The 25,570-nt window shown below is 44.0% G+C and carries 21 protein-coding genes and 1 pseudogene; 7 read left to right on the top strand and 15 right to left on the bottom strand.

The window, feature by feature from the left end; translation table 11 throughout:
• Nucleotides 1-555, top strand: coding sequence for a sugar transferase (locus L5M40_RS13905; RefSeq protein ID WP_263256774.1), 555 nt, complete (start codon nt 1-3; stop codon nt 553-555).
• 284 nt (nt 556-839) lie between these two features.
• Nucleotides 840-2,780: a nucleoside-diphosphate sugar epimerase/dehydratase gene (locus L5M40_RS13900; protein ID WP_263256773.1), complete on the top strand. Its 1,941-nt coding sequence runs from the start codon at nt 840-842 to the stop codon at nt 2,778-2,780.
• A 256-nt stretch (nt 2,781-3,036) separates the two neighbouring features.
• Here the strand turns inward: L5M40_RS13900 and L5M40_RS13895 are convergent, their stop codons facing one another.
• Together L5M40_RS13895 and L5M40_RS13890 are read right to left on the bottom strand one after the other, a co-directional pair.
• On the bottom strand, nt 3,037-3,795 hold the full coding sequence (locus L5M40_RS13895) for a HutD family protein (RefSeq protein WP_411569086.1): 759 nt from the start codon (nt 3,793-3,795) through the stop codon (nt 3,037-3,039).
• Between the two features lie 147 nt (nt 3,796-3,942).
• A complete protein-coding gene (locus L5M40_RS13890; protein ID WP_263222244.1) occupies nt 3,943-4,395 on the bottom strand; it encodes a copper resistance protein NlpE in 453 nt (150 codons plus the stop codon).
• A 281-nt stretch (nt 4,396-4,676) separates the two neighbouring features.
• On the opposite strand from L5M40_RS13890, the gene L5M40_RS13885 reads away from it, so the two are divergent.
• The 4 genes and pseudogenes from L5M40_RS13885 to rfbC all read left to right on the top strand — a co-directional run bounded on the left by L5M40_RS13885 (nt 4,677) and on the right by rfbC (nt 8,554).
• On the top strand, nt 4,677-6,218 hold the full coding sequence (locus L5M40_RS13885; protein ID WP_263139279.1) for a DUF3369 domain-containing protein: 1,542 nt from the start codon (nt 4,677-4,679) through the stop codon (nt 6,216-6,218).
• Nucleotides 6,215-7,585: a GAF domain-containing sensor histidine kinase gene (locus L5M40_RS13880; RefSeq protein WP_263256772.1), complete on the top strand. Its 1,371-nt coding sequence runs from the start codon at nt 6,215-6,217 to the stop codon at nt 7,583-7,585. The genes L5M40_RS13885 and L5M40_RS13880 overlap by 4 nt, the downstream gene beginning before the upstream one ends.
• A gap of 217 nt (nt 7,586-7,802) precedes the next feature.
• A pseudogene (locus L5M40_RS13875) lies at nt 7,803-7,970 on the top strand (sugar phosphate nucleotidyltransferase); the annotation flags it as partial.
• Nucleotides 7,971-8,014: 44 nt separating this feature from the next.
• Nucleotides 8,015-8,554: a dTDP-4-dehydrorhamnose 3,5-epimerase gene (gene rfbC, locus L5M40_RS13870; RefSeq protein ID WP_173243893.1), complete on the top strand. Its 540-nt coding sequence runs from the start codon at nt 8,015-8,017 to the stop codon at nt 8,552-8,554.
• Between the two features lie 150 nt (nt 8,555-8,704).
• On the opposite strand, the gene L5M40_RS13865 is transcribed toward rfbC, so the two are convergent.
• The 6 genes from L5M40_RS13865 to panB all read right to left on the bottom strand — a co-directional run bounded on the left by L5M40_RS13865 (nt 8,705) and on the right by panB (nt 15,252).
• Complete coding sequence (locus L5M40_RS13865; RefSeq protein ID WP_028761138.1) at nt 8,705-11,071, bottom strand: YjbH domain-containing protein; 2,367 nt, start codon at nt 11,069-11,071, stop codon at nt 8,705-8,707.
• Entirely contained in the window at nt 11,071-11,856 is a 786-nt protein-coding gene (locus tag L5M40_RS13860; RefSeq protein WP_173497675.1) for a capsule biosynthesis GfcC family protein, read from the bottom strand. The genes L5M40_RS13865 and L5M40_RS13860 overlap by 1 nt, the downstream gene beginning before the upstream one ends.
• A 10-nt stretch (nt 11,857-11,866) precedes the next feature.
• A complete protein-coding gene (locus tag L5M40_RS13855; RefSeq protein ID WP_263148500.1) occupies nt 11,867-12,574 on the bottom strand; it encodes a YjbF family lipoprotein in 708 nt (235 codons plus the stop codon).
• Between the two features lie 143 nt (nt 12,575-12,717).
• A complete protein-coding gene (locus L5M40_RS13850; RefSeq protein WP_173243905.1) occupies nt 12,718-12,966 on the bottom strand; it encodes a hypothetical protein in 249 nt (82 codons plus the stop codon).
• Nucleotides 12,967-13,148: 182 nt separating this feature from the next.
• Nucleotides 13,149-14,273 (bottom strand): patatin-like phospholipase family protein, encoded by a 1,125-nt coding sequence (locus L5M40_RS13845; protein WP_028761134.1) that lies wholly within the window; start codon nt 14,271-14,273, stop codon nt 13,149-13,151.
• A gap of 136 nt (nt 14,274-14,409) precedes the next feature.
• Nucleotides 14,410-15,252, bottom strand: coding sequence for a 3-methyl-2-oxobutanoate hydroxymethyltransferase (panB, locus tag L5M40_RS13840; protein WP_263256771.1), 843 nt, complete (start codon nt 15,250-15,252; stop codon nt 14,410-14,412).
• A gap of 186 nt (nt 15,253-15,438) precedes the next feature.
• On the opposite strand from panB, the gene L5M40_RS13835 reads away from it, so the two are divergent.
• Nucleotides 15,439-16,395 carry a helix-turn-helix transcriptional regulator gene (locus L5M40_RS13835; RefSeq protein WP_317629675.1) on the top strand — a complete coding sequence of 319 codons (957 nt, stop codon included), beginning with the start codon at nt 15,439-15,441 and terminating at the stop codon, nt 16,393-16,395.
• A gap of 72 nt (nt 16,396-16,467) precedes the next feature.
• Here L5M40_RS13835 and L5M40_RS13830 read toward each other — a convergent pair whose 3' ends face one another.
• The 7 genes from L5M40_RS13830 to L5M40_RS13800 form a co-directional block, all read right to left on the bottom strand.
• Nucleotides 16,468-18,183 (bottom strand): proline--tRNA ligase, encoded by a 1,716-nt coding sequence (locus tag L5M40_RS13830; protein ID WP_263176958.1) that lies wholly within the window; start codon nt 18,181-18,183, stop codon nt 16,468-16,470.
• Nucleotides 18,184-18,424: 241 nt separating this feature from the next.
• Complete coding sequence (locus L5M40_RS13825; RefSeq protein WP_263176956.1) at nt 18,425-19,054, bottom strand: acyltransferase; 630 nt, start codon at nt 19,052-19,054, stop codon at nt 18,425-18,427.
• Nucleotides 19,055-19,789, bottom strand: coding sequence for a tRNA (N6-threonylcarbamoyladenosine(37)-N6)-methyltransferase TrmO (gene tsaA, locus L5M40_RS13820; protein ID WP_168824367.1), 735 nt, complete (start codon nt 19,787-19,789; stop codon nt 19,055-19,057). It abuts the gene before it with no gap.
• Nucleotides 19,790-19,981: 192 nt separating this feature from the next.
• Nucleotides 19,982-20,362: an Rcs stress response system protein RcsF gene (gene rcsF / locus L5M40_RS13815; RefSeq protein WP_105252035.1), complete on the bottom strand. Its 381-nt coding sequence runs from the start codon at nt 20,360-20,362 to the stop codon at nt 19,982-19,984.
• Between the two features lie 78 nt (nt 20,363-20,440).
• Nucleotides 20,441-21,787 (bottom strand): amidohydrolase family protein, encoded by a 1,347-nt coding sequence (locus L5M40_RS13810; protein WP_263176955.1) that lies wholly within the window; start codon nt 21,785-21,787, stop codon nt 20,441-20,443.
• A complete protein-coding gene (locus L5M40_RS13805; RefSeq protein WP_263176954.1) occupies nt 21,787-24,876 on the bottom strand; it encodes an amidohydrolase family protein in 3,090 nt (1,029 codons plus the stop codon). Before L5M40_RS13805 ends, L5M40_RS13810 begins: the two co-directional genes overlap by 1 nt.
• Nucleotides 24,877-25,092: 216 nt before the next feature.
• The gene (locus tag L5M40_RS13800; protein WP_028761125.1) at nt 25,093-25,485 is read right to left on the bottom strand and encodes an H-NS family nucleoid-associated regulatory protein; all 393 of its coding nucleotides are present in this window, start codon (nt 25,483-25,485) and stop codon (nt 25,093-25,095) included.
• Nucleotides 25,486-25,570: the final 85 nt, after the last annotated feature.

Genomic DNA, 25,570 nt, shown 5'->3' with positions numbered 1-25,570 from the left:
ATGATTCGTTTAATTGATTTTCTTGCAGCATTCTTTGGTTTGTTATTCCTATGGCCAATATTATTAATCTTTACCATCATTGGTTTGTTTGATACAGGCTCACCGATTTTTATCCAAACTCGGGTAGGAAAAGACAAAAAACCGTTTAGATTGATTAAGTTTCGCACTATGAGAAAGGATACTGCATCGGTTGCGAGTCATCTTGCCAGTAACGCCTCGATCACTAAGTTTGGCAGTTTTTTGCGTAAGACAAAAATTGATGAATTACCCCAATTAATTAACGTATTAATGGGGCAGATGAGTTTAGTTGGTCCTCGACCAAACTTATTTAATCAAGAAGAGCTGATTGCAGAACGCGATGCTTTGGGAGTTTATAATGTTTTGCCTGGCGTAACAGGATTAGCCCAAGTTCAAAATATTGATATGTCTACGCCTAAACTATTGGCTGAAACTGATAAGCAGATGATCGATTCATTAACCATCAAAGATTACTTTAAATACATTATTATGACGGCTACGGGGAGTGGTAGTGGTGATGCGGTTAAACCAAAGTAATTGATTATCAGTTTTATATTTAGTGATTCGATTGGTAGTGTTTTTCTACGCTATAAATATTATTGATGTTGTTTCATGAAGCTATTAGTTTGTCTAGATTATCCCTATCTTATTATTTTGCATACTGTTAAAGCAGTCGCTCGTATTTTAGACAACATCCTTAGTTAGAGATTTTTTAACAGGGCTGTGATATTGTTGGTCTTTGTTGTTTGAGCCTCTTGCGTATGGAGGCGGTGCTGTTAATTATGGAATTTATGAAGTTTTTGAGTAAATTGGAGCGGAAAATGGAATTTTTGCAGTGTTTATTTTCTTTGAAACGGTCACATAAACGTTTAGTGAGTGTGGCGATTGATTCGGTATTTCTCTTAGTTGCATTTTGGGCAGCCTTGTTGGTGCGGTTAGATGCCGTGAGTGTCTTAACTAATAGCACATACTGGTTGCTCATTGTTTTGGTTGTGCCTGTGAGTATCATGGTGTTTGCTAAGCTGGGCTTATATCGTGCTGTGCTTAGATACATGGGGTTACAAGCACTTACCGCTATTATTGTTGGTGTGCTTGCCTCAACAGTGTCGTTAGTGTTAATTGCGTATTACAGCGAGGCGAACCTACCCCGTACTGTACCAATTATTTACGCTGCTTTTGCCTTGGTATTTGTCGGTGGAACTCGCGCTATGGTGCGCTCGTTAGTGGGGGCTGGTCTAAAGCGCGTTGGTGAACCTGTGATTATTTATGGTGCTGGTGTGAGTGGTCGCCAACTGGTGACCTCTCTTGTACAAAGCCATGAGTATTATCCCTTTGCATTTGTTGATGACGATGCGACTTTGCATGGCACTGTCATCCAAGGAGTGCATGTTCATTCGCCTTCTATTATTAAAAAACTCATCACACAAAAAGCCGCTACAAAGGTGTTGCTGGCTATGCCAAGTGCCTCTCGCTCTCGTCGCCAAGAGATTTTAGTCAAGCTTGAACCTTTGGCTGTACAAGTATTAACCTTACCTGCAATGGCTGATCTGGTTAGTGGTAATAAGCTTTATAGCGATATTAAAGAAGTCGAAATCGATGATTTGTTAGGGCGTGATGCAGTTACTCCCCGTTGCGACTTAATGGTTGCCAATATCCGCAATAAAGTAGTGATGGTCACGGGAGCTGGCGGCTCGATTGGCTCTGAGTTATGTCGACAGATATTAAAACAGTCACCTAAAAAATTAGTGCTATTTGAGTTATCTGAGTTTGCCTTGTATACGATTGAGCGCGAACTTTCAGCGACAGCTTTTGAGTTAGGACTTGATGTTAAAATTTTACCGATCATGGGCTCGGTACAACGGGAAAATCGTGTTCAAGCAGTAATGCAATCGTTTAAAGTCCAAACTGTGTATCACGCTGCAGCCTATAAACATGTGCCATTGGTGGAGCACAATGTCGTTGAAGGTGTGCGTAATAACATCTTCGGTACTTTATATACTGCTCGTGCAGCGATTGCAGCAAAGGTTGAAACTTTTGTATTGATTTCGACGGATAAAGCTGTACGCCCAACTAATATTATGGGCACGACTAAGCGTATGGCCGAGTTGGCACTTCAAGCGTTATCCAAAGAAACACATCAAACGCGTTTTTGCATGGTTCGCTTTGGTAATGTATTAGGATCTTCTGGGTCTGTAGTACCGTTATTTCGCAAGCAAATTGCCAACGGCGGGCCTGTTACTGTTACTCATCGTGAAATTACCCGTTTCTTTATGACAATTCCGGAAGCTTCTCAGTTAGTTATCCAAGCGGGGGCCATGGGTAAAGGTGGCGATGTGTTTGTGCTGGACATGGGGAAATCAGTCAAAATTGTCGATTTAGCGGCAAAAATGATTCGTCTCAGCGGTTTTGAAGTGAAGGATGAACTCAATCCTGATGGTGATATTGCCATTGAGTTTAGTGGATTACGTCCTGGTGAAAAATTATACGAAGAATTACTAATTGGTGATGATGTTACTGGCACTGAGCATGAACGTATTATGACTGCCAATGAAAGCTATCTTACTTGGAAAGAGCTAGAAGTTATTCTTAGTCGCTTAGATAAAGCTTGTCATGAGTTTAACCATGAAGCTATACGAGAAATCTTACTGTCAGCACCAACAGGTTTTAACCCAACAGACGGTATATGTGATTTAGTATGGCAGCAAAAGAAAAAATTAAGCGCTGTTAACGGACAAAATAAAGTTGTTCCGTTAGTTTCTTAGTTTCTTAGTTTCTTAGTTTCTTAGTTTTCTTGTGGTATTTGAAAAGCCAAATCAAATTTGATTTGGCTTTTTTTCGTTTATAAGCATGGTTTTAAGATAATAAGTAATTTAGTTCTTACGGTGGTGCATCGTAACTTAGGGCTGAGAGAGGCTTGCAATATTGATATCACTAATGAACTTTGTTATCTCGCGGTTGTACACTGGACTTGAGATTTACTAAAGATTTACTCGGGAAGTTCGTAATCATTCACTCGTTTTATGGCTTGCAGGCAGTAATAGACACTTTAAGCAGTCTACTTGGTCTTGTTGATTTTAACCTTATACCATCCCCTTGTTGGAAAACGAGAATATCATAGGGCATGATCTTGATAAGCTTGCCATTATGCTCCCATGTCATGGTATCTAAGCAGCAAAGTATTTGGATGATAGGGACGTAAGCTTCAGTTTTTTGCAGTTCATTTGGATAGTTGTTTGAGGCTGCAATCTGTTCTTCGATAAATATGTCATCAAAGCTAAGCCTTTGCGTATGCGCTTTAAATGCGCCGCGTTTGGTCATGACATTGAAATCAATAACATCACTGCCTAATAATTGACTTGTTATTGAGGTTTCACCAGCAAAGCAGAATGGGCTATCAGCTGGCGTGAGTCGCTTATATTCAGTTGTATTTGTATTTCCTGATATCTTTTCTCCAGCTCCAAGGCCATTTATCTGTTTTGTCCCTTCATGACTATTGATGCTGAGTTCAACACCATCACCTTCCAGAATGAGCAGTTGCCTGTCTATGTCGATAAATGATGAAAAAGGTCCGTTGCTGCTAATACTTGCAATGCTGATCCGATAATCAAATTCAGTAAGTTCGGCATTGATGGGGGAAATGAGTAGCTGTTTTGTGCTTCCACCACCATTTTTCCATGGCGTTGATGGGCAATCTTGATAGCGGATCAGTTGTATGCTGTTATTCAAAATAGCCTCTTTATTGTTTAAGAAGGTTTGTTTCGCTTTTCTTCGCTTCACAACTTCTAAAGCATGGCTTTGCGATTGCAGAACATTTCTGCGTGACTTATGGATAACGGTACGGAGGCTTTGCTCTTACGGTAAGTGCAAAGCCTCCGTTATTCATAATCTAGTACTGCAGTTTAGTGCTAGCTGCCTGCTCTGCTTTTATAGACCTTTCTTTTTCAACACATAATTTGCAGCAAGTTCGCCGGTGATCCGTTTGCCTTCAGTGTCTAACATGATCAACTGATTTTCACCGACCAAATATTGTGTACCATCTTCTAGGGTGATTTTCTGGCCCAGTTCGTCCCATATCACTTTACCCATCAGTTTTAAAATCTTTTCATCTTTACCTAAATAAACGGTTTCTTGAACAAAGCTATTATCAGCTTGCAAAGTGATTAGGGTTTGCATTCCTTCACAACTGGCGCAAGGCAATACGCCTTCATAACTACCTGCCCAATCGAGCGAGTTCTGGCTGGTATCACCTACTGGGACGGATTTTGCCGCTTCTGTTTGAGCTTGGGCTGTATTGACTGCCGTTTCTTCTTTTGGTGCTTCTGAGCAAGCCGTGGTGAATAAAGCCAGTAGTGCGATGTAACATAGTGATTTTTTCATAGTAGCTCCAATAGAAATTTTGGGAATTATGTATCAAGTGCACTCATCATACCCGCCAAGGCTAGGATAGGATAGGATAGGCTAACTTTTGCTATTTCTATTTCTATTTCTATTTTTATAACAATAGCTTAAGTTGTTTTTGTGTGGGTTTTAAGTGGCCACTATGTTAGTTGTTAGTCCTAAGCGGTAATTAATGGGATGATAATTTATCCTTTGAAACTAGTCACTTTCAAGATTGAATCTATACTAAAACGTAACTATTCATCGTAAACGGTGGTTTTGTGGCGTTATTTAAGAAAAGTGCTGATGTTATCGAAGATACATCCCATAAGCCTAAACAAGGCATTTGGAAGGTGGCCATTATTGATGATGAACCTGGGATCCATGATGTAACTCGATTTGCGCTAAAAAATCTGACCTTAGATAATCGAGTCTTGCAGTTCTACTCCTGTTACAGCGCTGCTGAAGGTTTAACATTATTTCAAACTGAATCAGATATTGCCTTGGCCTTTATTGATGTCGTCATGGAAACCGATCATGCAGGCTTAGAGCTAGTACAAAAAATTCGCACTGAATTAAATAACCACAGTACCCGCATCATTTTACGTACAGGTCAGCCGGGGCAAGCACCTGAAGAGCAAGTTATTCGGGATTTTGACATTAACGATTATAAAGCTAAAACAGAGCTCACCGCGGCTCGGCTTAAGTCTTGTGTGTACACCTCATTACGCTCCTATCGCGATATAAAAATTATCGAGCAAAGCCAAAAGGGGATGGAAAAAGTGATTGCTGCTTCCACCTCTGTACTTAAGAGCCATACATTGCATAACTTTGGTAGTGCAGTGCTCGAACAGACCTTGCAGCTGCTCAATCTTGAAAGCTCGGCTCTTTATCTCACGAGTTATCATCAAGATCTTTACCTCGATACTCAAATGAATCTGCTAGCCGCCACAGGAGATATGATCAGTTACTTTGAAGGTGGCAGCGTTGAGACTCTGCCAGGGGATGTGCGGGAACATATTATTGAAGCGATAGCGCTAAAAACTTCGCTGATCCGTGACAATATCTATGTTGGATTTTATGAGCTTAGTGGTCATGTTACCAGTATTCTCTATTTACAACACAACACTAAGTTAACGGATTTTCAAGTCAGCATTCTTGAGCTATTTGCGGCAAATGTGAGCTTAACCTTTGAGAACTTGTCGGGCCGCGAAAATGTGCAGCAGACACAAAGGGAGCTAATTTTAATCATTGGAGATGCCATTGAGCAGCGCAGTAAGGAGACTGGGGCCCATGTGCGCCGCGTAGCGCGCATGACAGAAATGCTCGCGATTGCCATTGGTATGAAAGCAGACTTTATCGAAACTATTCGTTATGCGGCGCCACTTCATGATGTAGGCAAAATCGGTATCCCTGAGAGTATTTTGCATAAGCCCGGTAAACTCGATGCCGAGGAATGGGCGATTATGCAAACCCACGCAGAGAAGGGTTATAACCTGTTGGTTGGCTCAAATCGTATCATTGCCAAAATGGGCGCTAGAATTGCTTATACTCACCATGAACGTTGGGACGGGCAAGGTTATCCCCGTGGGCTATCGCAGGAAGACATTCCTATTGAAGGTCGCCTGATGGCGATTGTTGATGTGATTGATGCTTTGCTTTCCAAGCGAAGTTACAAAGAGGCATGGTCTGTTGAGGCGGTGCGCGAGTACATCTTAGCGCAATCGGGTAAACAGTTTGATCCTGTGTTATGTGAAGCCAGCCTTGATTTGTTAGATGTGTTTGCCTCCCTACATATTCACATTCCGGATGAGCCACTATGACCCGAATGCTTGATCGAATTTTATTTGATGTCAGTAAGTCTCAGGTTATTGATGAGGGTGATCTCATTCAAGCATCACAACTTATCGTGAGCTCAATTTGTAAGGGATTACTGATCTCTCGGGCGGGCATTTGGTTGTTGAGTCCGGATAATCAGAGCATCACTTGTTATTATTCACTCGACAATCAGCAGCCACAAGAAGCGTTAGTGCTCAGTCGCGCGCAGTTTCCCCATTACTTTAGCCTGCTCGACAATGAGCGCACAATTGTCGCCAATAAGGCACAAACGGATCCCGCCACTAAAGAATTTGTCGAAACCTATCTGAAACCGAATCAGATTAGCTCTTTGTTGGATAGTCCTATTCGTCACCACGGAAAAATGGTGGGGATTATTTGTTCTGAACATCAGGGCGAGGCGAGGGAATGGACTCGGGATGAGAAGGCCTTTGCATCTGCACTGGCCGACCTTTTTGGTCGAGCCATGAGTGCTAAAGAGATCATTGAATATCAGCAACAGCTTAAGCTCATTAATACCGATCTTGAGCATAAAGTTGAGCTGCGTACCGCAGAGCTTGAAACGGCATTATCGACTTTAAAATCAACCCAAAAGCACTTAATTGAAAATGAAAAAATGGCGGCCTTAGGCAGCTTAGTTGCTGGTGTTGCCCATGAAGTGAACACCCCCCTTGGCATAGCTGTCACATCCGTGACCCATTGTTTGGATGAGTTATCCCTATTGAAAGGACTCTTTGAGAAAAACGAGCTTGATGAGGATAAATTTGTCAGCTTTATCAATACAATGCAGGATGGTTTATGCTTAATTGAGCGTAACCTTTCCCGCGCTGCAGAACTGGTGCATAACTTCAAGCGTACTGCTGCAGACCAATCGATACTGGAACGCGAGCGCTTTAATCTGAAGAATTATATTTTTCAGATATTTAGTTCATTAAAACCCTTGATGCGTAAGAAAAATATCACTTTAAAAGTTGAACTTGACGATAATATTTTTATTGATTCTTACCCCGGTGCGATCGCACAAATTTTCACTAACTTAGTCGCTAACAGTTTTCGCCATGCTTTTCCTGATGATTTTGTCGGTGATAAGCAAATTGTGATAGTAGTTGAAAAAATGGCTTCGCAGATCAAGATGATTTATGAAGATAATGGCGTAGGTATGTCCGATGAAGTGAAAGCCAAAGCATTCGAGCCCTTTTTTACCACTGCAAGGCAGAGTGGTGGAACAGGTTTGGGGATGTCGATTATTTATAATCTGATCACACAAAAACTGAATGGTAATGTGTCACTCTTCTCAGCGCCTAATCAGGGGTTACGTATTGAGATGCTGATCCCTGAAAGTAGTAAGGGTTGAGATTGGTTAGTGTCTTCTTATATGTTACATAAAGTAAAAGACGAATTTAAATCTTACTGAGCCAAAATGGTATTTAGCTTTTGCGGTTTACTATTCTGTTGCGTTGTTTTTCCTGCATTAACAGCCAGCAGCACTGTTATCTGTTCTTCCTGCTCGCGACATTTTGTATGCTACAATCTTGGCACTTCAACATGGCTTATCAATCCTAAATATTTCAATGAGAAAAGGCATTTTGCTGGCGGGCGGTACTGGCTCGCGTCTTTATCCTATGACGCAGGTTGTCTGTAAGCAATTACTGCCCATTTATGATAAACCAATGATTTATTACCCTTTGGCCACTCTGATGCAAGCTGAGATTCGGGATATATTGATCCTTTTTATACCCTACTATTTCGCTGTTTCGTGCATGACTCTATAAGCAGGTATTGGATGAAATATAGCGAAACAGAATTAGCCGAAGTATTGGTGTTTGAACCCCAAGTATTTGGTGATGAGCGTGGTTTTTTTAAGGAAACGTTCAGGCAATCCTATTTTGATGCTTGTTTTACTGCAAGAGGATTTGAGCCTCCCGTATTTGTGCAGGAAAACCAGAGTCGTTCGCAATACAATGTCCTGCGTGGATTGCATTTTCAACAGCGTAAGCCACAAGGTAAATTGGTGCGAGTCTGTGCAGGGAGCATCTTTGATGTAGCCGTTGATATACGGGCCGACTCGGCCAGCTATGGAAAATGGGTTGGGCGAGTGCTATCGGCAGAGAATCATCTGCAAATGTGGATCCCATCGGGCTTTGCGCACGGTTTTTATGTTCTTAGTGATTATGCTGATGTTATTTATCAATGTACTCAATATTATGATCCTGAAGATGAAAGCGTTTTAGCTTGGAACAGTGCTGAGTTTGCCATTGATTGGCCATTAATCGCCGCACCGATTTTATCCGCTAGAGATAGCATCGCCAGCACACCCTCATAAAGCTAATCACTACTTGTATTAAATAAATGGCCAATAGAGTCGTGAGCTAATTTGGCAGTGCAGATTTTACTATTGTAAGTTAGTCCTAATGGCAGAAAACAAAACGGGCAAGAATTATCTTGCCCGTTTTGAGGTTTAGCTGCGTACTAACTATTTAATGGGGTCTACACTGGGTCTGGTATACCAAGGTGACCGCGCATCAGTCATATCAAATAAGTTGTATTTACGACCAAGCATTTGGCCACCGTCACGGGTCAACGGCATCCAAGAGAGGAAGCCACGGCTTTGAGTCGGTCTAATTGTCATTAAATCGAATGGGATCGAAATATAGAATCCCTTGGTAAAGCTACCTTCACCGTATTCTTCTGCCGACAAGTTAGTCTTAGTCGCAAATGCACCGACGATAACGCCACTATCAAACTGTTTTGAGAAATCGACAGTTATGCCTTTGTCCTCGGTAAGATATTGGCCTGCACTGACTTTTAGCAAGGTATTCGGGAACCACTTTGGCTGGTAATAAGCGGTCGCATGTCCTGTCACTACGCCTGTCTGCACTCGATAGGCGCGATTGGTCAGTGGGTCAAACTGATTTTCATCCTCGAAGAAACCAAACATGCTGTCAGGATCTCTTTGTTTCGCATAGTTAACATCAAAACCGAATGCCCATTCACTGTTTAGCGGTCGATAAAGGAATTCGGTACCTACTCCGCCATACATCATCTCTAAATAACCACCATAGGCTTGATAGGAGATGTTATCGCTCAGATTATCCATCCAAGTTAGCTGTAAGTTAGTCGCTCTGACCGTTGAGTCATGGACATATTGACGAATAAGCGTTCTTACGCGTTTTAAGTCGGTACCATCAGGTGGAACATCGTACAAAAATTTATCGTAGTTATCATAGAGATTCAAATAAAGTGATCCCGAAAGTTCCAAGCGATCATTAAATCGATACGCTGCACTGCCAGTAACACCTATGTTGAACATATAGAAACCTTCTGAACCACCGAAGGATTGCACCATAGTGGGGGCAATATCAAAACTTAATTTATCCAACCAATCCTCATGGGATTGGGTTACTAATGTTCCTTGAGGCGACCTTGGTACACTGATTTCTGTGCTATCCGCCATATCTGCATTGATATAACCATAGGTAGCTACTTGAGCGAATTTATCAGCGTCGATATGTGTCTCTGTTATCGGCTGCTTATAACGGGTTTCAATAAGACGATATTCAGTAATTATCTGCTTGTTCGTGTTATTTGCCAGTATCGTCGCCGCTCTATGGTGGGCTTCTTTACGGTCCATATACTTTACTTGATCTGCAACCACGGTCACGATGTGATTATCAAGATAGATTTTTGGATTGTCGTAACCAGCGATAGTACTAAGCTCAGTCGCTACTCTGTCCCAATCAGTTTGGCTGGGCATTTCAGCGTGGATAGTCGTGTTTGTAACCGGTTCTGACTTTGATGACTCAGTTGTTACTAATGGCTGAGTTGTTACCGTTGAAATAGCCGTATCGGTAGAGGATTGTGCTGTTTCTTCTGTACCGTCATGCGTTACTCTTTTACCCGACATAGGTACTGCTGCTATAGGTTTATATTTCTCTGCAGGAGTATCACGTTTAATTTGTCGTAAGTCATTGAAGTTAGTTTGCAGGCTAACACCTAACGTCCAAGTATTACCACGCTCATAGCTTAGGTGGAAATCACTCCAGCTTGTTGCTCGGTAGAGTAAGCCATAGTTAAATTTACTGTCTTGTGACATATCGACGCCACCACCAGTGACGGGGAAATCTGCTAGATAATCATTTCCATCATATTCTACTTTTACTCGTAAAGGTTCCCACGGCGTTTGATATTCAATACCGCCATATAATGCCGCACAGCCTTTAAACCAACGTTGGTAGTCGACAGTTCCACCTTTTCCTCCAAAAGATGTGTCTCGATCACAATTATCATTAAGATCTTTTTTATCCGAAGTCAGGTTACCGCTATTTCCTATATAGCCCCAGCCTATCCCTAAGGTAAAGTCGACTGGACCAACACGTTTAGTGGCCGCAATAAACTCGCCATCAAATAAGCCTGTACCGCCAAAATCTCTTATACCAATAGAAGTTTCTGGTAACCAGTAACTTTCTTCCACTAGACGGACTTTAAAATCGATACCTTTATCAGTGTACTTGGTGTTACCGCTGAAACTCGGATCGTTACTGTAGAGTAGATCTTGTACTTGGGTATAACGAACCGTAGTTTCAAACCAAGGGAATAATTGCACTGAAGCTGAAAAATGCTGGTATTCAGAGTTATAAGTTGTTGCAAAATTAAACTCACCCTCAGGAGCCATACGTCCTGTAGGCATTTGCATTAATCCTACACCACCAAAGTCCGATTGTGAGGCTAAGAGTGGAGGATAGCTAAATTCATCGGCTTGGATATGGAATAAAGGGAAAAGAGCCAGAGCAATTGCTGAAAGTTTACTTAACGTAAGATTAGAATGGGTAGCGTTATTCATTACAGAGCCCGATTCCTTAATAATTCAATAATATTGGCGTTCAATGTGCTGTAGTCTTCTACTAAGTCTGAAAATTCAACATAAAGGACAGCTCCTGGAGCAATATCTTGCGCTTGAGCATTCCAATAGGCTATTGGTTGTTTTAGTGCTTTACCATCTGGTTGAACTATCCATACGAAGCTATTATCAGCGTTTTCTAATGGAATTGCTTTCGCTAAATAGTCTTTACTATTTTTATTGACTTGCCATTCAAAACTTCCCGCTTTAGCTACCGCACCCATGACAAGTACAGTCGTAGGTCTCTGAGGTAAGATAAGTTCGAAACGGCCATCAATTAGAGGGTTGTATGAGTCATTTATCCTGATTAAATCAAGATGTAATGGCTGCATTACGCGCTGTCCAAGTTTGATTTGTCGTAAAAACTGCGCAAGTTTTGCAAGCTTTGCTGTATAGATACTGTCATCTGCAGCTTGACCCATTTGTGCTAGTTGGGACAGGGTTTCTTTGCGTTTAGCTTCTAAAGCGGCAGTGTTTTGGATATCGAGTAGTGCTGCACCCAACCAATAAATAGGGGTTATCTCTTTATGATTGTTTTTATTATGTATTTGAAGTTGTTGTAAGCCGTCCAGTACTACTTTATCAAGACGAATCGATGTTGGATAAAGTAATTCAACTTGTGCATCTTGGTTTGACGACGTTGTAACTAACAATTGAGTTTCAGCCTGAGCTACTGTCGCTAAAACAGAACTGAGCAGTAGCGCTAAGGGCATTAAATAGGATCTCATTGGGACTCCACTAAGACGCAAATGGCTTGAGTAATGTAATTTCGATAAAAGGCTGATTAGGGGCAATTTTTTGACGACTCTTAATCACATGACCTGTTTCTGGTGTTAGCCAAAATTCATTTTGATACTGAATATTGAGATTATCTACCGAAACTGATTCAAGGTAATGTAGCGCTTGGGTTGGAGTATCGTTGATGAGAATGTTTTCTTTAGCAATAAAACTAAAATGTGAATTTACGTGGTAGCCAAAGTGATATCCGGGTTGCCAATCAATCGTTCGAGTCCATGTTTTGGGAGTGCTATCTAAATGTAAGCCTAAGAGTATAGGATCTGGCTCATTGCTTTCTACTGCAATTAAATCACCTGTTAATAGGTTGCTCGTCCTAACCAATCGTCCATTTATTGTTACTAACATGGCTTTATCTGCAGAGAGCCATTTTAACTCTGTTATTGCAGGAGTCGGTGGCAGCGTTAAGGTGAACTTAGGCTCTGCAAGTGCAAGTACAATGAACGCTTGAGGTATACCATCGATTCGAGCATAGATACTGGCATAGGGGATATTATTAACTTGCTGTTCCGACAATTGAGTATCTTTGTCACCGATAAAGGCTAACTTCAAAGTATCGTTAAGTGCGCTGATTCTTTGGCTACAAGCGGTTGTGTTTACTAACACAATCGAGATTGTCAGTAGTGACAGTAATTTTTTATATATACGCATCCGAGTTGCTTATTCTCAATTAGGATTAAATAGCGAATTTAAAGAGGTATCAGACAGATTTCAAGTTATGAAATTAACTTTGTAAACACTCAAAAAAAACAACCGCCCATAAGGCGGCTGTTTAAAAGCATACTAACAATAGCTTAGTTACCAGTGCCTGTAGTTGTACCTGTGCCAGTACCTGTGTTGGTAATTGGGTTACCATCAGAACTGTTAGAGATAACAACTGCGCCAGCAATTGCAGCAGCAGCAGCTACGCTACCAGCAACGATAACACCAGTACTAGTGCTTGCAGCAGTACCAGTACCTGCAGCTTCGCCTTCAACTGCATTTGCAGCCATAGAGCTGAATGCTGTGATTGCAACGATAAGTGCTAGTGAAGTTTTTTTCATCGTGATTCCCTTTTTGAAAAAATGTGCATGATTTTTTGATAATCTAGTACAGCATAGTAAGCGATGCAAACAAAATTATCAATGTTAAATCCATCTTCTTCCTCATGCGAAAGTTTGAATTTCGGCACTAATATTATCCATTTTGCATGATTTTTAGTGAAGAAACTGATTAAGTCGTTAGCTTATTTTAAGCAAAAGAAATCTTTAAGTTCATCGATTTTTTCCATGGCATCTTTATAGCCTAAGTCGATTAAAGCGCTGGTATACGTTTTTTCGAAGAGTAGGTAGGACACAATACTTGAGTCTGATTGCCTGTCTATACCGATGAAGCCGAGTAAGGTTTTAACGGCCCATGGCATGTCATCATAGAAGCGGGCAGCAATTTTGCTGAGATCTTCGCTAGGTTTGATGACTAGGGCTTTAATCGGATGCAAGGCGAGTTTGTTACGGCTTGACTCAGGAATCAGGCTTAAAGTGTTATTGATCCTTTCTAGTCTCTCAAGGTCGCTATTTAAGGTATCTGAAAAGATGGTATCGAGCAGATGACCCGCTATTGTCGCTGTTTTTGGGTGATATTCTAGTTCCATAGGAAAGTGCTTGTGCGGGCTCTCTAAGTTAATGACTAAGAGTTTTTCGGCGCCTAAATGAATAGGGCTTGAGAGCGGTGCTAGCTGATGGACTGAACCATCACCATAATAGGCTTGGTTGAGTTTAATGGATGGAAATACCATAGGGATTGCCGAACTGGCGAGTAGGTGCTCGGTATTGAGCATGATACGTTCGCCACTGCGACGGGCACGGGTCCAGTTTTCGATTTCTTTCGCGGCTTGGAAAAAGGTCACTGAGCGAGAGTTATTATAACAAGAGGCATCCACACTCAGTGCCGTCAGTGAGCCATTACGGATATTACGGTCGATACGTTTAAAGTCGATAAGCTCATTGAGTAAGCCTCTTAGCGGATCATTATCGAGCAGACTGCCTGCATCGGTATTGACCTTATCATCTTGCATGCCTTTGAGGGCCATTTTCGTTAGATGGCTGAGAACGCCTGTGATCGAAGCTCGGTAGACTTTTCGAGTTTCAAAGTGACGCCAAACCCATTCGAGTTTTCTGACACCAAGGTGAAAGCAAGAGGCATGGGTAGCGATAGCGGTGCCATTGATGGCACCCGCAGAGGTTCCGCAAATAATTTTAAAGGGAATACCATGATTGCGTGGATAAAGCTGGACCAGTGCTTTTAACACGCCGACTTGGTAGGCCGCCCTAGCGCCGCCACCGCCTAAGACTAATGCAGTTGATGTAGGCAATCTTCAGACTCAATTTATTGTTTTAATAGTTTTATTAAAGCAACGCCCCCCTATAAAAAGCAAGTCGGTAGACTCAATTAGTTGTAAATTTCGATTTATCGTTTATTCGATTGCTGGAACATTTCGCTTTAGACAATTAATCCGCTGTAACTTTGGTCGTTTTGCTGAGGCCAAAGCAATGCTCCGATGCTGGAAACTCACCCGTCCTCACTTCTTGGGCATATTGGGCGCAGGCCTTAGTGATCAATGATCCTAAGTCGATATAGCGTTTAGCAAATTTAGGCGTGTAGTCAGAAAATAAGCCTAAGATATCCTCAGTCACGAGCACTTGACCATCGCAGGCGGGTGAGGCGCCAATGCCTATGACTGGGATTGAGACTCCTGCCGTAACTGTGCGCGCCGCGAGCTCGGATGTGCCTTCAATCAGTATGCTAAAAGCGCCTGCTTGCTCAAAGTCTTTCGCTAAACTAACGAGGGCTTCGATGGCGGCGGCATCCCTTGCTTGGGTTTTAAATCCACCCAATTGATTCACGTGTTGCGGCATTAATCCTATGTGTGGCATCACAGGGATCCCTCGCTGGGTTAAAAAACGAGTGGTGTCGAGCATCTCTGCGCCACCCTCGAGTTTTACCGCCTGCGCGCCTGTGCGTATTAATACTTGGCTGGCATGTCTGAAGGCTCGCTGAGGCGATACTTGATAACTCCCAAAGGGCATATCGATAATAACGCAGGCATGTGCTGCGCCGCGAGTGACAGCAAGACCATGATTAATCATCATTTCTAAGGTAACCCCGAGTGTAGAGTCTTGCCCATAAACCACCATGCCGACGGAGTCGCCGACGATAATCATATCCACATGGGGATCGATCAGTTCTGCCATCGGCTTTTCATAGGCGGTGAGAGCAACTATGGGGGTTTTACCTTTCATTTTTTGTAATGTAACGGGCGTTACGCGGTTTTTATCCATGTGGATACTCATGTCATCTCCAATTTATTCAGTCTGATATGACATGTTAGCGTTTGCTGCTTTGGCTTAGGCTCGATAGATTGACTTAATGTCTAGATAAAAAGACACTTATTTACAAAAGGTGCTTCTAAACAAAGAGGCGCTTCTATAGGGAAGAGGCTCGATAATACGAAAAGAAGCTTCGATATAAAAATCACTTTGGGCGATAACATCTTGAATCAAGTCACTGACACGCATTTATCCCAGCTGCATATTACTCAGTACACGCAGGTCGCACCTTCACGTTTAGCCGCCGCAGGGCTAAGTGCCTCCATCATGTTGCTTAAGCGAACACTCAAGCCGTTTGAACATGTGCAGCGCCATAGTCATTCCTGGGGACAGGTCATTTATGCCAGTCAACGCGTGTTGAGTGTGATCACGCCTGCGGGGCGTTACATTGTGCCGCCTGAGCAAGCGGTGTGGGTGCCTCCCTTTGTCGATCATGAGGTTATCGCGCTAGGTCAGGTGCAATTGAGTAGTCTGTATTTGGATGAAACCCGGATAGGCGGGTTTCCACCCGACTGTACTTGTTTGAGTGTGAAGCCTGTTTTGCAGTTATTACTGCAAGAGGTTAATGCCTTAGTGAAGAGTGAGGCTGGGCTAATTGATCCCGATTTTAAGGATCGCGTCATGCGGCTCTTGATGGTGATCCGTGATTTTATGGTACTCGCCCCTAAGGTCGCCTTGGATTTACCTTATCCTAGGGATAAAAAATTACTGCGCATTACCGAGGCTTTGCTTGCCGATCCAAGTGAGCAACGTACTTTGGTGGATTGGCAGCGGGAGGTCGGTGCCTCTGCCCGCACGTTAGCGAGATTATTTAAACAGCAAACAGGGCTGAGTTATAGTCAATGGTTGCAAAGGCTTAGATTGCAGGTGGCGATTCAAATGCTCAGCCGAGGTGAATCTGTGCTCACTACAGCGTTATCCTTAGGTTATGCCTCGGGTTCAGCCTTTGGTTATATGTTTAGGCAGTTGATGGGCGTCGCTCCGAGTCAGTACCTGTTAGCACAAAATACCTTGCCAAAAATACAGTGCCCAAAATACAGCGGTAAACAGCCGCATATAAAAAGTCATGTCGCGAGTGAGCGGCGACAGTCAATAAAAGTCCAATAAAAAACGCACTTAAGCTGGGCTCAAGTGCGTTTCGTTTTTGATCTTCAGCTTGTCTACATTTCGCGTTGAGGATTAGCCTTTAACTGCGTTTTTCAGGAAGTCGAGCAGTTGATCGAATGGAATATCTTGTTTTTCACCGGTGCGGCGGTTTTTGTATTCAAATACGCCAGCATCGATATTGCGATCGCCGATCACCACTGTATGTGGGATACCAATCAGTTCCATATCGGCGAACATCACGCCTGGACGCTCTTTACGATCATCCAATAACACTTCGATACCTGCTTCGTTTAAGTCTTTGTATAACTGCTCGGCGATATCGGTGACGCGGTGCGATTTGTGCATGTTCATTGGCAGAATGCCCACGCTAAATGGTGCAATCGCTTCTGGCCAAATGATGCCACGGTCATCGAAGTTTTGTTCGATGGCTGCTGCCACAATACGGCTCACGCCGACACCGTAACAACCCATCAGTAGCACCTGTGACTTGCCATTTTCGTCAAGTACAGTCGCGTTCATCGATTTAGAATAGTTAGTGCCCAGTTGGAAAATATGGCCCACTTCGATACCGCGAGCCATAGCATAAGTGCCTGAACCATCAGGTGTTGGCTCGCCTTCGACTACGTTACGGATGTCGGCAACTTGCGCTGTCGGCAGATCGCGTTCCCAGTTGATACCAAAATAGTGTTGGTCATCAACGTTAGCACCGGCGGCAAAATCGCTCATGACGCTAACGCTGTGATCGATAACGATAGGGATTTTAAGACCGATAGGGCCAAGTGAACCAGGACCTGCGCCGATGGCGTCACGGATCAGCGCTTCTGGCGCCATTTCCAATGGTGATGCGACTAAGTCTAACTTGTCGGCTTTGACTTCGTTGAGTTCATGGTCGCCACGAACGATTAACGCCACTAGCGGAGCGGCTTCGGTTGCACCGACTACGATCAAGGTTTTGACCGTTTTAGTGATATCCAAACCAAACTGCTCAACTAATTCTGCAATGGTCTTCGCATTTGGGGTATCGACTAAACGCAATGCTTCAGTGGCTGCGCCGCGTGGCTCAGTTGGCATAGGTGATTCGGCTTTCTCAATGTTAGCCGCATAATCGCTGCCCGTTGAGTAAGCAATTAAATCTTCACCGCTTTGTGCTAGAACATGGAACTCGTGTGACATGCTGCCACCGATTGAACCTGTATCAGCTAAAACTGGGCGGAAAGCTAAGCCCATGCGCGATAGAATGTTGCTATAGGCTGTGTACATAGCCTCATAGGTTTCATTCATGGTATCGACGTCAAGGTGGAAAGAGTAGGCGTCTTTCATCAAGAATTCGCGTGAGCGCATCATGCCAAAACGTGGACGAACTTCGTCACGGAATTTGGTTTGAATTTGGTAAAGATTCAGCGGTAATTGCTTGTATGAGCTGACTTCTTTACGAATCAGATCGGTGATCACTTCTTCGTGGGTTGGCCCCAGTACGAAGTCGCGATTGTGACGATCTTTAAAGCGCAACAGCTCGGGACCAAACTTTTCCCAACGACCCGTTTCTACCCACAAGTCTGCCGGTTGCACCATAGGCATTAGAATTTCAATTGCACCGGCTTTGTTCATTTCTTCACGAACAATGGCTTCGACTTTACGCAATACGCGTAAGCCCGTGGGGAGGTAGCTATAAAGGCCAGACGCATTACGACGGATCATGCCCGCACGTAACATTAATTGATGACTAATGACTTCTGCGTTGGCAGGAGTTTCTTTCTGTGTTGATAGCAGGTACTTGCTGACGCGCATTACCGATGTCCAAATTTGAGTTGAATGGTCGCCATTTTATCACCTGCTTTGGTGATGTCACCTAGGGATTTAGGTTAAATTCAACTAGCTGGGAGATAAATAGCATTTTTTGATGCTGGATAACGGATAACGGATAACGGATAACGGATAACGGATAACGGATAACGGATAACACAAGGAAGAGCGCTGTGCTGTTAGAGCGTGACTTCGTCACTGCTAGTATCAAGATTATCCTTACTGCTTACTTATCCCGTCTATCACCAATCACTTTGGCGGGGTTGCCTGCCACTATCGCCCAGTCGGGCACATCTTTCGTCACTATGCTGCCCATACCCACCACAGCGTGATCGCCAATGCTCACACCATCGACTATGCCTGCCTGAGCGCCAATCCACACATCTTGGCCAATAACAATGCCTTTGGAGTTGGCAGCTTGTTGATAGATGGGGGTATCTGGCGCCATGCCATGGTTAAAGGCGTAAAGGGTGACATTATTGGCGATGCGGGTTTGATTGCCTATCTGAATCCCGACCCTGCCGCCATCGAAGGAACAGCCATGATTAATCGCCACTTCGTCCCCTAGCGTGATAGGCCCATGTAAGAAACAGTCGGCGGCGATCATACAGCGATTACCCATGCGGATATCACGATTGGGTTCGGCGAATAACTGAGCTTCGGGGGCGATAAAACAGTGCTCGCCGATGTTGATGGTTTCGAGGGCACAAAGTTTTGCTTGAATATCGTCTTGCCAAGGTTTGGCCCAGATTAAATGTTTCTCTTTTAAAGAAAAATACAGCCACGGCATCCAAGAGAGCCGCTTTTTATGCTGGCTTTGATAATCAGGTTTTGATGTAGGCGTTGGCGCGGACATTTAGCCACATTTCCCCGGTTTGAGTTCCAATACTAAGATGTATTCTTGGTCATTGTCATCGACCGCCATTTGCCAGAACACATCTAAATCATAGAGGGCGACTTGATATAACTTAGGATCGTCCTTGGCTTTTTTGTAGGCGGGGCGAGGATCTTGCCCCAGCACACCGCGGATAAGCAGAGCTAAATCTGTGTAGGTTTCCTGCAGGGTGTAACGCTCAATCTGCGTCTTGGCATGGTCAGAATACACCACTGAAATCAGTTTAGGCGCGTCTTGGGCAATGCCGCCTACAGCATCGGTAATCGAATCTGAGAAAGGAATGTATGGCTTAATATCAATTATCGGTGTGCCATCGAGCAGATCCATACCGGAAATTTCGAGGCACACTTTGCCCTTGCGCTGTACTACGCCGTGCAATTTCACTACAGATTGGCCTATGCCATTGGGGCGAAAAGTGGAGCGAGTGGCGAACACGCCGAGTTTTTCATTGCCGCCTAAACGCGGCGGGCGCACTGTGGTTTTCCAACCTTGGGCAAGATTCTCATGGAAGCAAAATAGCAACCAGAGATGGGAATACTGCTCTATGCCACGCACCGCATCGATATGATTTACATGGGGCTCGAGTTCGACATAACCACGCGCTTCAACAAGTCCGGGTTGTCTTGGAATGCCAAATTTTTGTTTATAGGGCGTGCGGCATGTTGCCACTGCGATAATTTGGTTGGTAAATGTCATGCAAAAAATTACCTAAAGGGTAAGTATAACAACCGCCTAAGCTCATTATGCTAAGCTAATCATTAAGGCCCATCTTTGTGTGCTAATAATGCAGCATTGGTCATGAAGCGTTAGCCATTAAGCGGTTGATAGGGGCAATCTTAGAAAACTATAGGATCACGCCGCGAGCAGTATGCTTCATATGCGTGAGGCTTACTCTGTTGTAGCCGTTTTTACTGCTTGACCAACGCATAATGCACGGCTGATACAACCTTGGGCAGCTTCTTCAAATATGACACATTGCTTGATGATAATGCCGTTAGCTCCTTTATCTGCGGCATTGCGACGGGCTTCGGTTCTGGCATCGGCAAGTGATGCGGGCGCACCGTTGGTATCGGCCTGACAGGACTCACCTTCGACCAATCCTTTTAATTCATAATGACCTTTCGGCAAGGTATCACCTTCATAAAGGATGACATCGGATGCCTTGAAATAGTCATTAATCGCCTCACTGTCCAAATTACTGTTAAAACTGTAGTCGCTTGCACAGGCACTGAGCAGGAGCACTAATGCACTTGAGAGGATAATTTTCATGGTTTGACCTGAGGTTGAGGAGAAAACTGCGCAGCCTTGGTAGGCTGCGCCGATGCGATATTATTATCTGAGTAAATTCTACCGCTTAAGGTACTTTTGATAAAGCTGCTGATGGCGATTATTCAGATCTATCTGCCGTCCTTCAATCCAGATTGCCTCAATTTTATTGGTCATAGGGTCGAGAATGTCCCCCTCTGACAGCACGACACTGCCTTGGTATCCCACCGCTATCGCACCTAAATCCTCCACACCTAGCAACTTTGCGGCATCTAAGGTGATGGACTTAAGTGCTTGTTCAGGCGTTAAACCATAAGCGGCGCTGTAACCTGCGGCGTAGGGGAGGTTACGGCTATTCCAGTCCGATGAGAACCCAAGGGCGAAGGGTATACCTGCATTGGCGAGTAAAGATGGGATCTTAAAGGGTAAATCGACTGGCTCATCTTTACGTTTAGGCAGACTCAAGGTATGAGGGTAAATGACTCCAGCCTTAACTTCCCTTAGGCTTGAGTCCAAACGCCATGCATCGTATCCGCCGACAATCACCAATTTGAATTGGTATTTTTTCGTCAAAGCGATCACTTGCTCAATTTGGCCAACACTGTCGGCATGGGCAAACAGTGTCGCTTTGCCTTGGTATAGCGGCAACATGGCCTGCCAGCGCAGGTTGTTGGTCGCAGACTGTGGATCTTCATTCTGGTTTTTGTCTTTGCCGTTGGCCTTATCACTTAAGAAATAGCGATAGCCATCTTCAAAGGCGATATTGAGCTTGTCGATCGCCTGCTGATTTTTCTCGATGGCCTTGGCTTTCTCTTTTTCATCTTCTGGCATGCGTTTGATTTGCGGCCAATAGACATGGAACTGTCCAGCACTTGGTGTCATCGCATCTTCAATCGTCCATGCATCGAGATCCACCAGTACCGATTGTCCTGCTAACCCATCACCGCTCGGAACGATTTGTGCGTGGGTAATGCCGTTGTAACGTATGGTCGGGATGAGCTCCGAATCCGCATTGTAAGCTGTGGCCGTGCTGATCTGCGGATTGATATAGCCTACCTCGGCGTTATCAACCGTTGGGCGGCTCATTTCAATTTCGACTAAGCCTAAGCTGGTGTCTAAGGCGATTAAGCCCGGATACAAGTGTTTACCGCTGGCATCGATGATTTGAGTGTCACTGGTTTCTGCGGTTGCATTGTTGATTTGGCTGGTCAGTTGAGGCCCAACGGCCGTGATCTTGCCATTTTCAATCAAGACGTCAGTGTTGCTGAGCACGCCTTGAGTGACTGTGTGCACTGTGGCGTTTTTTATCAGTACGCTGCGGCTTTGTTTAGGCGTAGGTACGATATCATTGGCCATAACTGGGGCCTGCGTGATGCAAATTGCGCCGAGTAGCGCCACAAACAAAACGGTTTTAGATAAATGTTGCATTATTTGGCTCCCTCATGAGCGTGGCCCCATGCTTGATAGTGGGTGTCGCAGTGCCACTGTGGCTCGTTGAGTGGCGTGACTTTTTCACCCGCTTTAGTTTGGTCATCACTGCTGAGAATTTTTTGGATAAGTGCGGCTCGCTCGTTCACCACAGCTTGCTGGGCAATTTGGTCTTGGTGGCGGTCAAAATAGCGTTTTCCTTCAACCCATGCCTGTGTCACTTTGGCGTAAATCGACAGTGGCTCTGCGTTCCACAACACGACATCGGCCATTTTTCCTGGAGTAAGTGAACCCACAAATTCATCGACTCTTAATTGCTTGGCCGGATTAATAGTGACCATGTTCCAAGCATCTTCCTTCGACATATTGCAATACATCATAGACTTAGCCGCTTCTTGGTTGAGTCTGCGCTGCATTTCATAATCGTCTGAGTTAATGCTGGTGGTCACCCCCTTGTTTTGCATCAGACAAGCGTTTTGCGGAATCGCATCATACACCTCAAACTTATAGGCCCACCAATCGGCAAAGGTCGATGCGCCAGCACCATGGGCAGCCAGTTCACTCGCCACTTTGTAACCTTCGAGCACATGGGTAAAGGTTTGTACTTTAAAGTGATAGGCCTCGGCCAAGCGGATAAACATCAGGATTTCTGACTGTACATAGGAATGAATATGTACGTCGCGTTGCTGGTTTAATACTTCGGCGACCGCCTGCAGACGATAACTTGGACGCGGGGCGATGGTTTTCTTTTTATCGCTGGAGCGCAGATTATCATAGGTTTTTAACGCCTTTTCATAGGCGATAGCAGCGTCGAAGGTTTCTTCAAATAAGGCTTTTACTCCCATGCGAGTCTGGGGGAAGCGCTGAACAAATTTCTCGCCCCAGTTACTCTGTTTGACGTTTTCACCTAAAGCAAATTTGATACTGGCGGGCGCGTTAACAAATTTGAGTTGTTCGGCCGACTCGCCCCATTTCATTTTGATCAGTTGTGATTGGCCACCGATAGGGTTGGCGCTACCGTGGAGTAATTGCGCGCTGGTGACTCCACCCGCTAAGGCCCGATAGATTGAAATATCGTCGGGATTAATAATATCGCCAATGCGTACCTCAGAAGTCACAGCATCCGTGCCTTCGTTAGTGCCACCATTAATGGCGATATGCGAGTGTTCATCGACTATGCCGGCGGTGAGATGTTTACCTGTTGCATCGAGGACTTGATAACCTGATGGTGTACTTAATTGTTGGCCAATTTTTTCGATGCGGCCATTGGCCATCAAGAGATCAGCATGTTCGAGAATACCTTGTTTATCCGATGTCCACAGGGTGGCATTTTTGATATGTAGCTTCTCCACCTTAGGTGCTTCGCTCAGTCCGTAAGCGACGTTAGGGAAGGTGAGGTGACTCACTAGGCTCGTGCTGGCTTCATTCTTGGGAGCATTATTGCTTGTTTGGTCTGCTTTTTTGAGCTTTGCAGTTTGAGTTAAAGCGACACCGGCAACATTTGTAGTGCGACTTTTTGCATCGACCATACGACCTTGAATGCCGTCATCGGCCATCCACAGCGTAAAGCGGCTAAGGCCGTTAATGCCTGCGGCGCTCAAATCGGCAGTAAAGCTCAATCTTCCGTTATCATCTAACTTAAGTTGAGTGAGTGAGATACTTTGTTCGCCACTGCTTAAATTGCCTTGGATGTTGGGTTTATCACTTTTACTTTCATCATGTAGCGATAAATCTAGCGTGAGGTTATTGAGGCTTAATTGGTAATCTCCCAGTAATCGTGCTTGGGGAAGTGAGCGCAGACTTTGCTCCTGACCTTGCAACCAAACACTGTAGATCTGGCCATCTTTAAAGATATTGCCTTTAGTGATAACAAAGTCAGCCATATAACCGGGCGCGAGTTTACCGGTAAAGTCGGCGGTGCCTGTCATCTCTGCGGCTTGGGTGGTGAGTGCCGCGAGAGCGTTTTCTTCACTTAAACCTTGGGCAATGGCTTGGCGTAGGCGCGGCCAGAAGGCATCGGTCTTAATCCCAAACTGCGTTAACGCAAAGGGGATACCTGCGTTAGCTACCGCCGCAGGGTTGGTTGGTGCACGTTCCCACTGTCTTAAATCCGCCAGTGACACTTCACGATCAGCGTCATCTGTCCCTACATCGGGCGCCTGCGGATAGTTTAAAGGTAAGATCAACGGATAGTTCAGCGCCTTTAACTCATTGATGCGTGAGTATTCTTGACCATTACCAAGTAGGTTGGCTGGCAGTTTATGTTCTTTGAGTAAATGGGCTGCACGTAATTGGTCGTTGAGATTTTTGGTTTCAAAGATAATTTGCTTATCGGCTAAATTATCTAAACGCTCAAAGGCAATATTAAATTCGACTTGATTGTTTATTGCGCCATTGGCAGGTTTGTTTTTATTTTGGTTATACCAATTTGCATCGGCAAAGGTTTGCCTAATAAGTGCAATGCTGCCCATTAATGATGAGGGATAATCTTGTTCAGACGAACCTTTATCAAATGCCATAAAAGGTTGACTGCGGGCGCGATAAATCACTTCATTAGCCGTTTTGTCTGCTAATGAAAGGCTGACACCCGTCCCACGGAAGATACCGTCGAGTTTGCTACTTTGCACACTGGTGAAACCATTATTAATCCACTCTTTTGCGCGTTCTTTATTGGGGTAAATGTAATTAAACCATTCTTTTTCAGAATGAATTGCACCATTTTCCGCATTACCACCGATACGCTTTATATCATAGACGGGGCGAGTGAGCTTAAGTTTGGGATATTCGAACTCAATCCCATAATCAGTAAAAGGATCGATAAATCCGGGATAAATTGTATAACCACTCAAATCGATTCTAAATGCGCCAGCGGGAATGTCGTTGTGCTCAATAATGGCTTTAATTCGATTATTTTCAATTAATAAAGTGGCATCGCTTAAACGCTTTCCCGGGGCAATAATTAATTCAGCATGGGTAAATGCAGTGAGTTTACTGGATGTTGTTCCAGTATTGAGTTGGGCAAATGTTGTTTGTGATACTAAGCTAGCGATTATGCTGCAGCTTATCATTATCTTATTGTTTATCTGCATTATTTTATTCAATCGAGTGAGGGTGAACAAAGAGTAACTGAAAGCAGATGTAAATACTAAGGCTGAATTGTAACGTAATTTGAGCGGGAGTGAGGTGCGGAATTAACGGCTGTCGTTTAAGTTTGAAACGATTGATGGATATAAAAAAGCTCGCAAATAATGCGAGCTTTTATGCAAACTGGTGTTGGCAAATTAGCGCCATCACACTTGGTTGGATTAGATTAAGAAATCTTCCATAGAACGACCTTTGTTGATCTCGTTCTTAAATACGGTAGGCATACGGCCTTGGCCAGTCCATTGAACCATTTCACCGTCAACTTCAATTTGGTATTTGGCTGGACGAGGAGCGCGTTTCTTTGCAGCAGCTTTAACAGCTACGCCACCTAAGTCATCAATTGATAAACCAACGGCTTCCATTTGTTGACGGATTTCTTCAATCTTAGCATTACGAGCTGCCATGGCTTGTTCTTCTTCCTCAGCCATAGACTCGCGTTCTACTAAAATTTTATCTAATTTGTCGGCTAAATCACGTAACTCTTCAACGCTAAGTTCTTTTACTGCAGCTTTAAAACGACGGCCGTGAGTTAATATCTCTAAAAATTCGCTCATATCTATTTTCGTCCCACTCTATTTTTAATACAGGATAATGGTGAACAACACCTAAATGATAGAAACTAATATAGCTCGAATCAAA

Source organism: Shewanella sp. SM68 (assembly GCF_025653925.1).
GTDB lineage: Bacteria > Pseudomonadota > Gammaproteobacteria > Enterobacterales > Shewanellaceae > Shewanella > Shewanella oncorhynchi.
The sequence above is the reverse complement of the archived record's forward strand: the minus strand, read 5'-3'. Positions and strand labels throughout refer to the sequence as shown.

Excerpts from the sequence above, each read along its gene's own strand:
- L5M40_RS13830 (WP_263176958.1), bottom strand. The coding sequence starts at position 18,183 with ATGCGCGTCAGCAAGTACCTGCTATCAACACAGAAAGAAACTCCTGCC.
- L5M40_RS13860 (WP_173497675.1), bottom strand. The coding sequence starts at position 11,856 with ATGAGATCCTATTTAATGCCCTTAGCGCTACTGCTCAGTTCTGTTTTA.
- rcsF (WP_105252035.1), bottom strand. The coding sequence starts at position 20,362 with ATGAAAATTATCCTCTCAAGTGCATTAGTGCTCCTGCTCAGTGCCTGT.
- L5M40_RS13800 (WP_028761125.1), bottom strand. The coding sequence starts at position 25,485 with ATGAGCGAATTTTTAGAGATATTAACTCACGGCCGTCGTTTTAAAGCT.
- panB (WP_263256771.1), bottom strand. The coding sequence starts at position 15,252 with ATGAGTATCCACATGGATAAAAACCGCGTAACGCCCGTTACATTACAA.
- L5M40_RS13805 (WP_263176954.1), bottom strand. The coding sequence starts at position 24,876 with ATGCAGATAAACAATAAGATAATGATAAGCTGCAGCATAATCGCTAGC.
- L5M40_RS13865 (WP_028761138.1), bottom strand. The coding sequence starts at position 11,071 with ATGAATAACGCTACCCATTCTAATCTTACGTTAAGTAAACTTTCAGCA.
- L5M40_RS13810 (WP_263176955.1), bottom strand. The coding sequence starts at position 21,787 with ATGCAACATTTATCTAAAACCGTTTTGTTTGTGGCGCTACTCGGCGCA.
- rfbC (WP_173243893.1), top strand. The coding sequence starts at position 8,015 with ATGAAATATAGCGAAACAGAATTAGCCGAAGTATTGGTGTTTGAACCC.
- tsaA (WP_168824367.1), bottom strand. The coding sequence starts at position 19,789 with ATGACATTTACCAACCAAATTATCGCAGTGGCAACATGCCGCACGCCC.
- L5M40_RS13905 (WP_263256774.1), top strand. The coding sequence starts at position 1 with ATGATTCGTTTAATTGATTTTCTTGCAGCATTCTTTGGTTTGTTATTC.
- L5M40_RS13825 (WP_263176956.1), bottom strand. The coding sequence starts at position 19,054 with ATGTCCGCGCCAACGCCTACATCAAAACCTGATTATCAAAGCCAGCAT.
- L5M40_RS13850 (WP_173243905.1), bottom strand. The coding sequence starts at position 12,966 with ATGAAAAAAACTTCACTAGCACTTATCGTTGCAATCACAGCATTCAGC.
- L5M40_RS13880 (WP_263256772.1), top strand. The coding sequence starts at position 6,215 with ATGACCCGAATGCTTGATCGAATTTTATTTGATGTCAGTAAGTCTCAG.
- L5M40_RS13900 (WP_263256773.1), top strand. The coding sequence starts at position 840 with ATGGAATTTTTGCAGTGTTTATTTTCTTTGAAACGGTCACATAAACGT.
- L5M40_RS13855 (WP_263148500.1), bottom strand. The coding sequence starts at position 12,574 with ATGCGTATATATAAAAAATTACTGTCACTACTGACAATCTCGATTGTG.
- L5M40_RS13890 (WP_263222244.1), bottom strand. The coding sequence starts at position 4,395 with ATGAAAAAATCACTATGTTACATCGCACTACTGGCTTTATTCACCACG.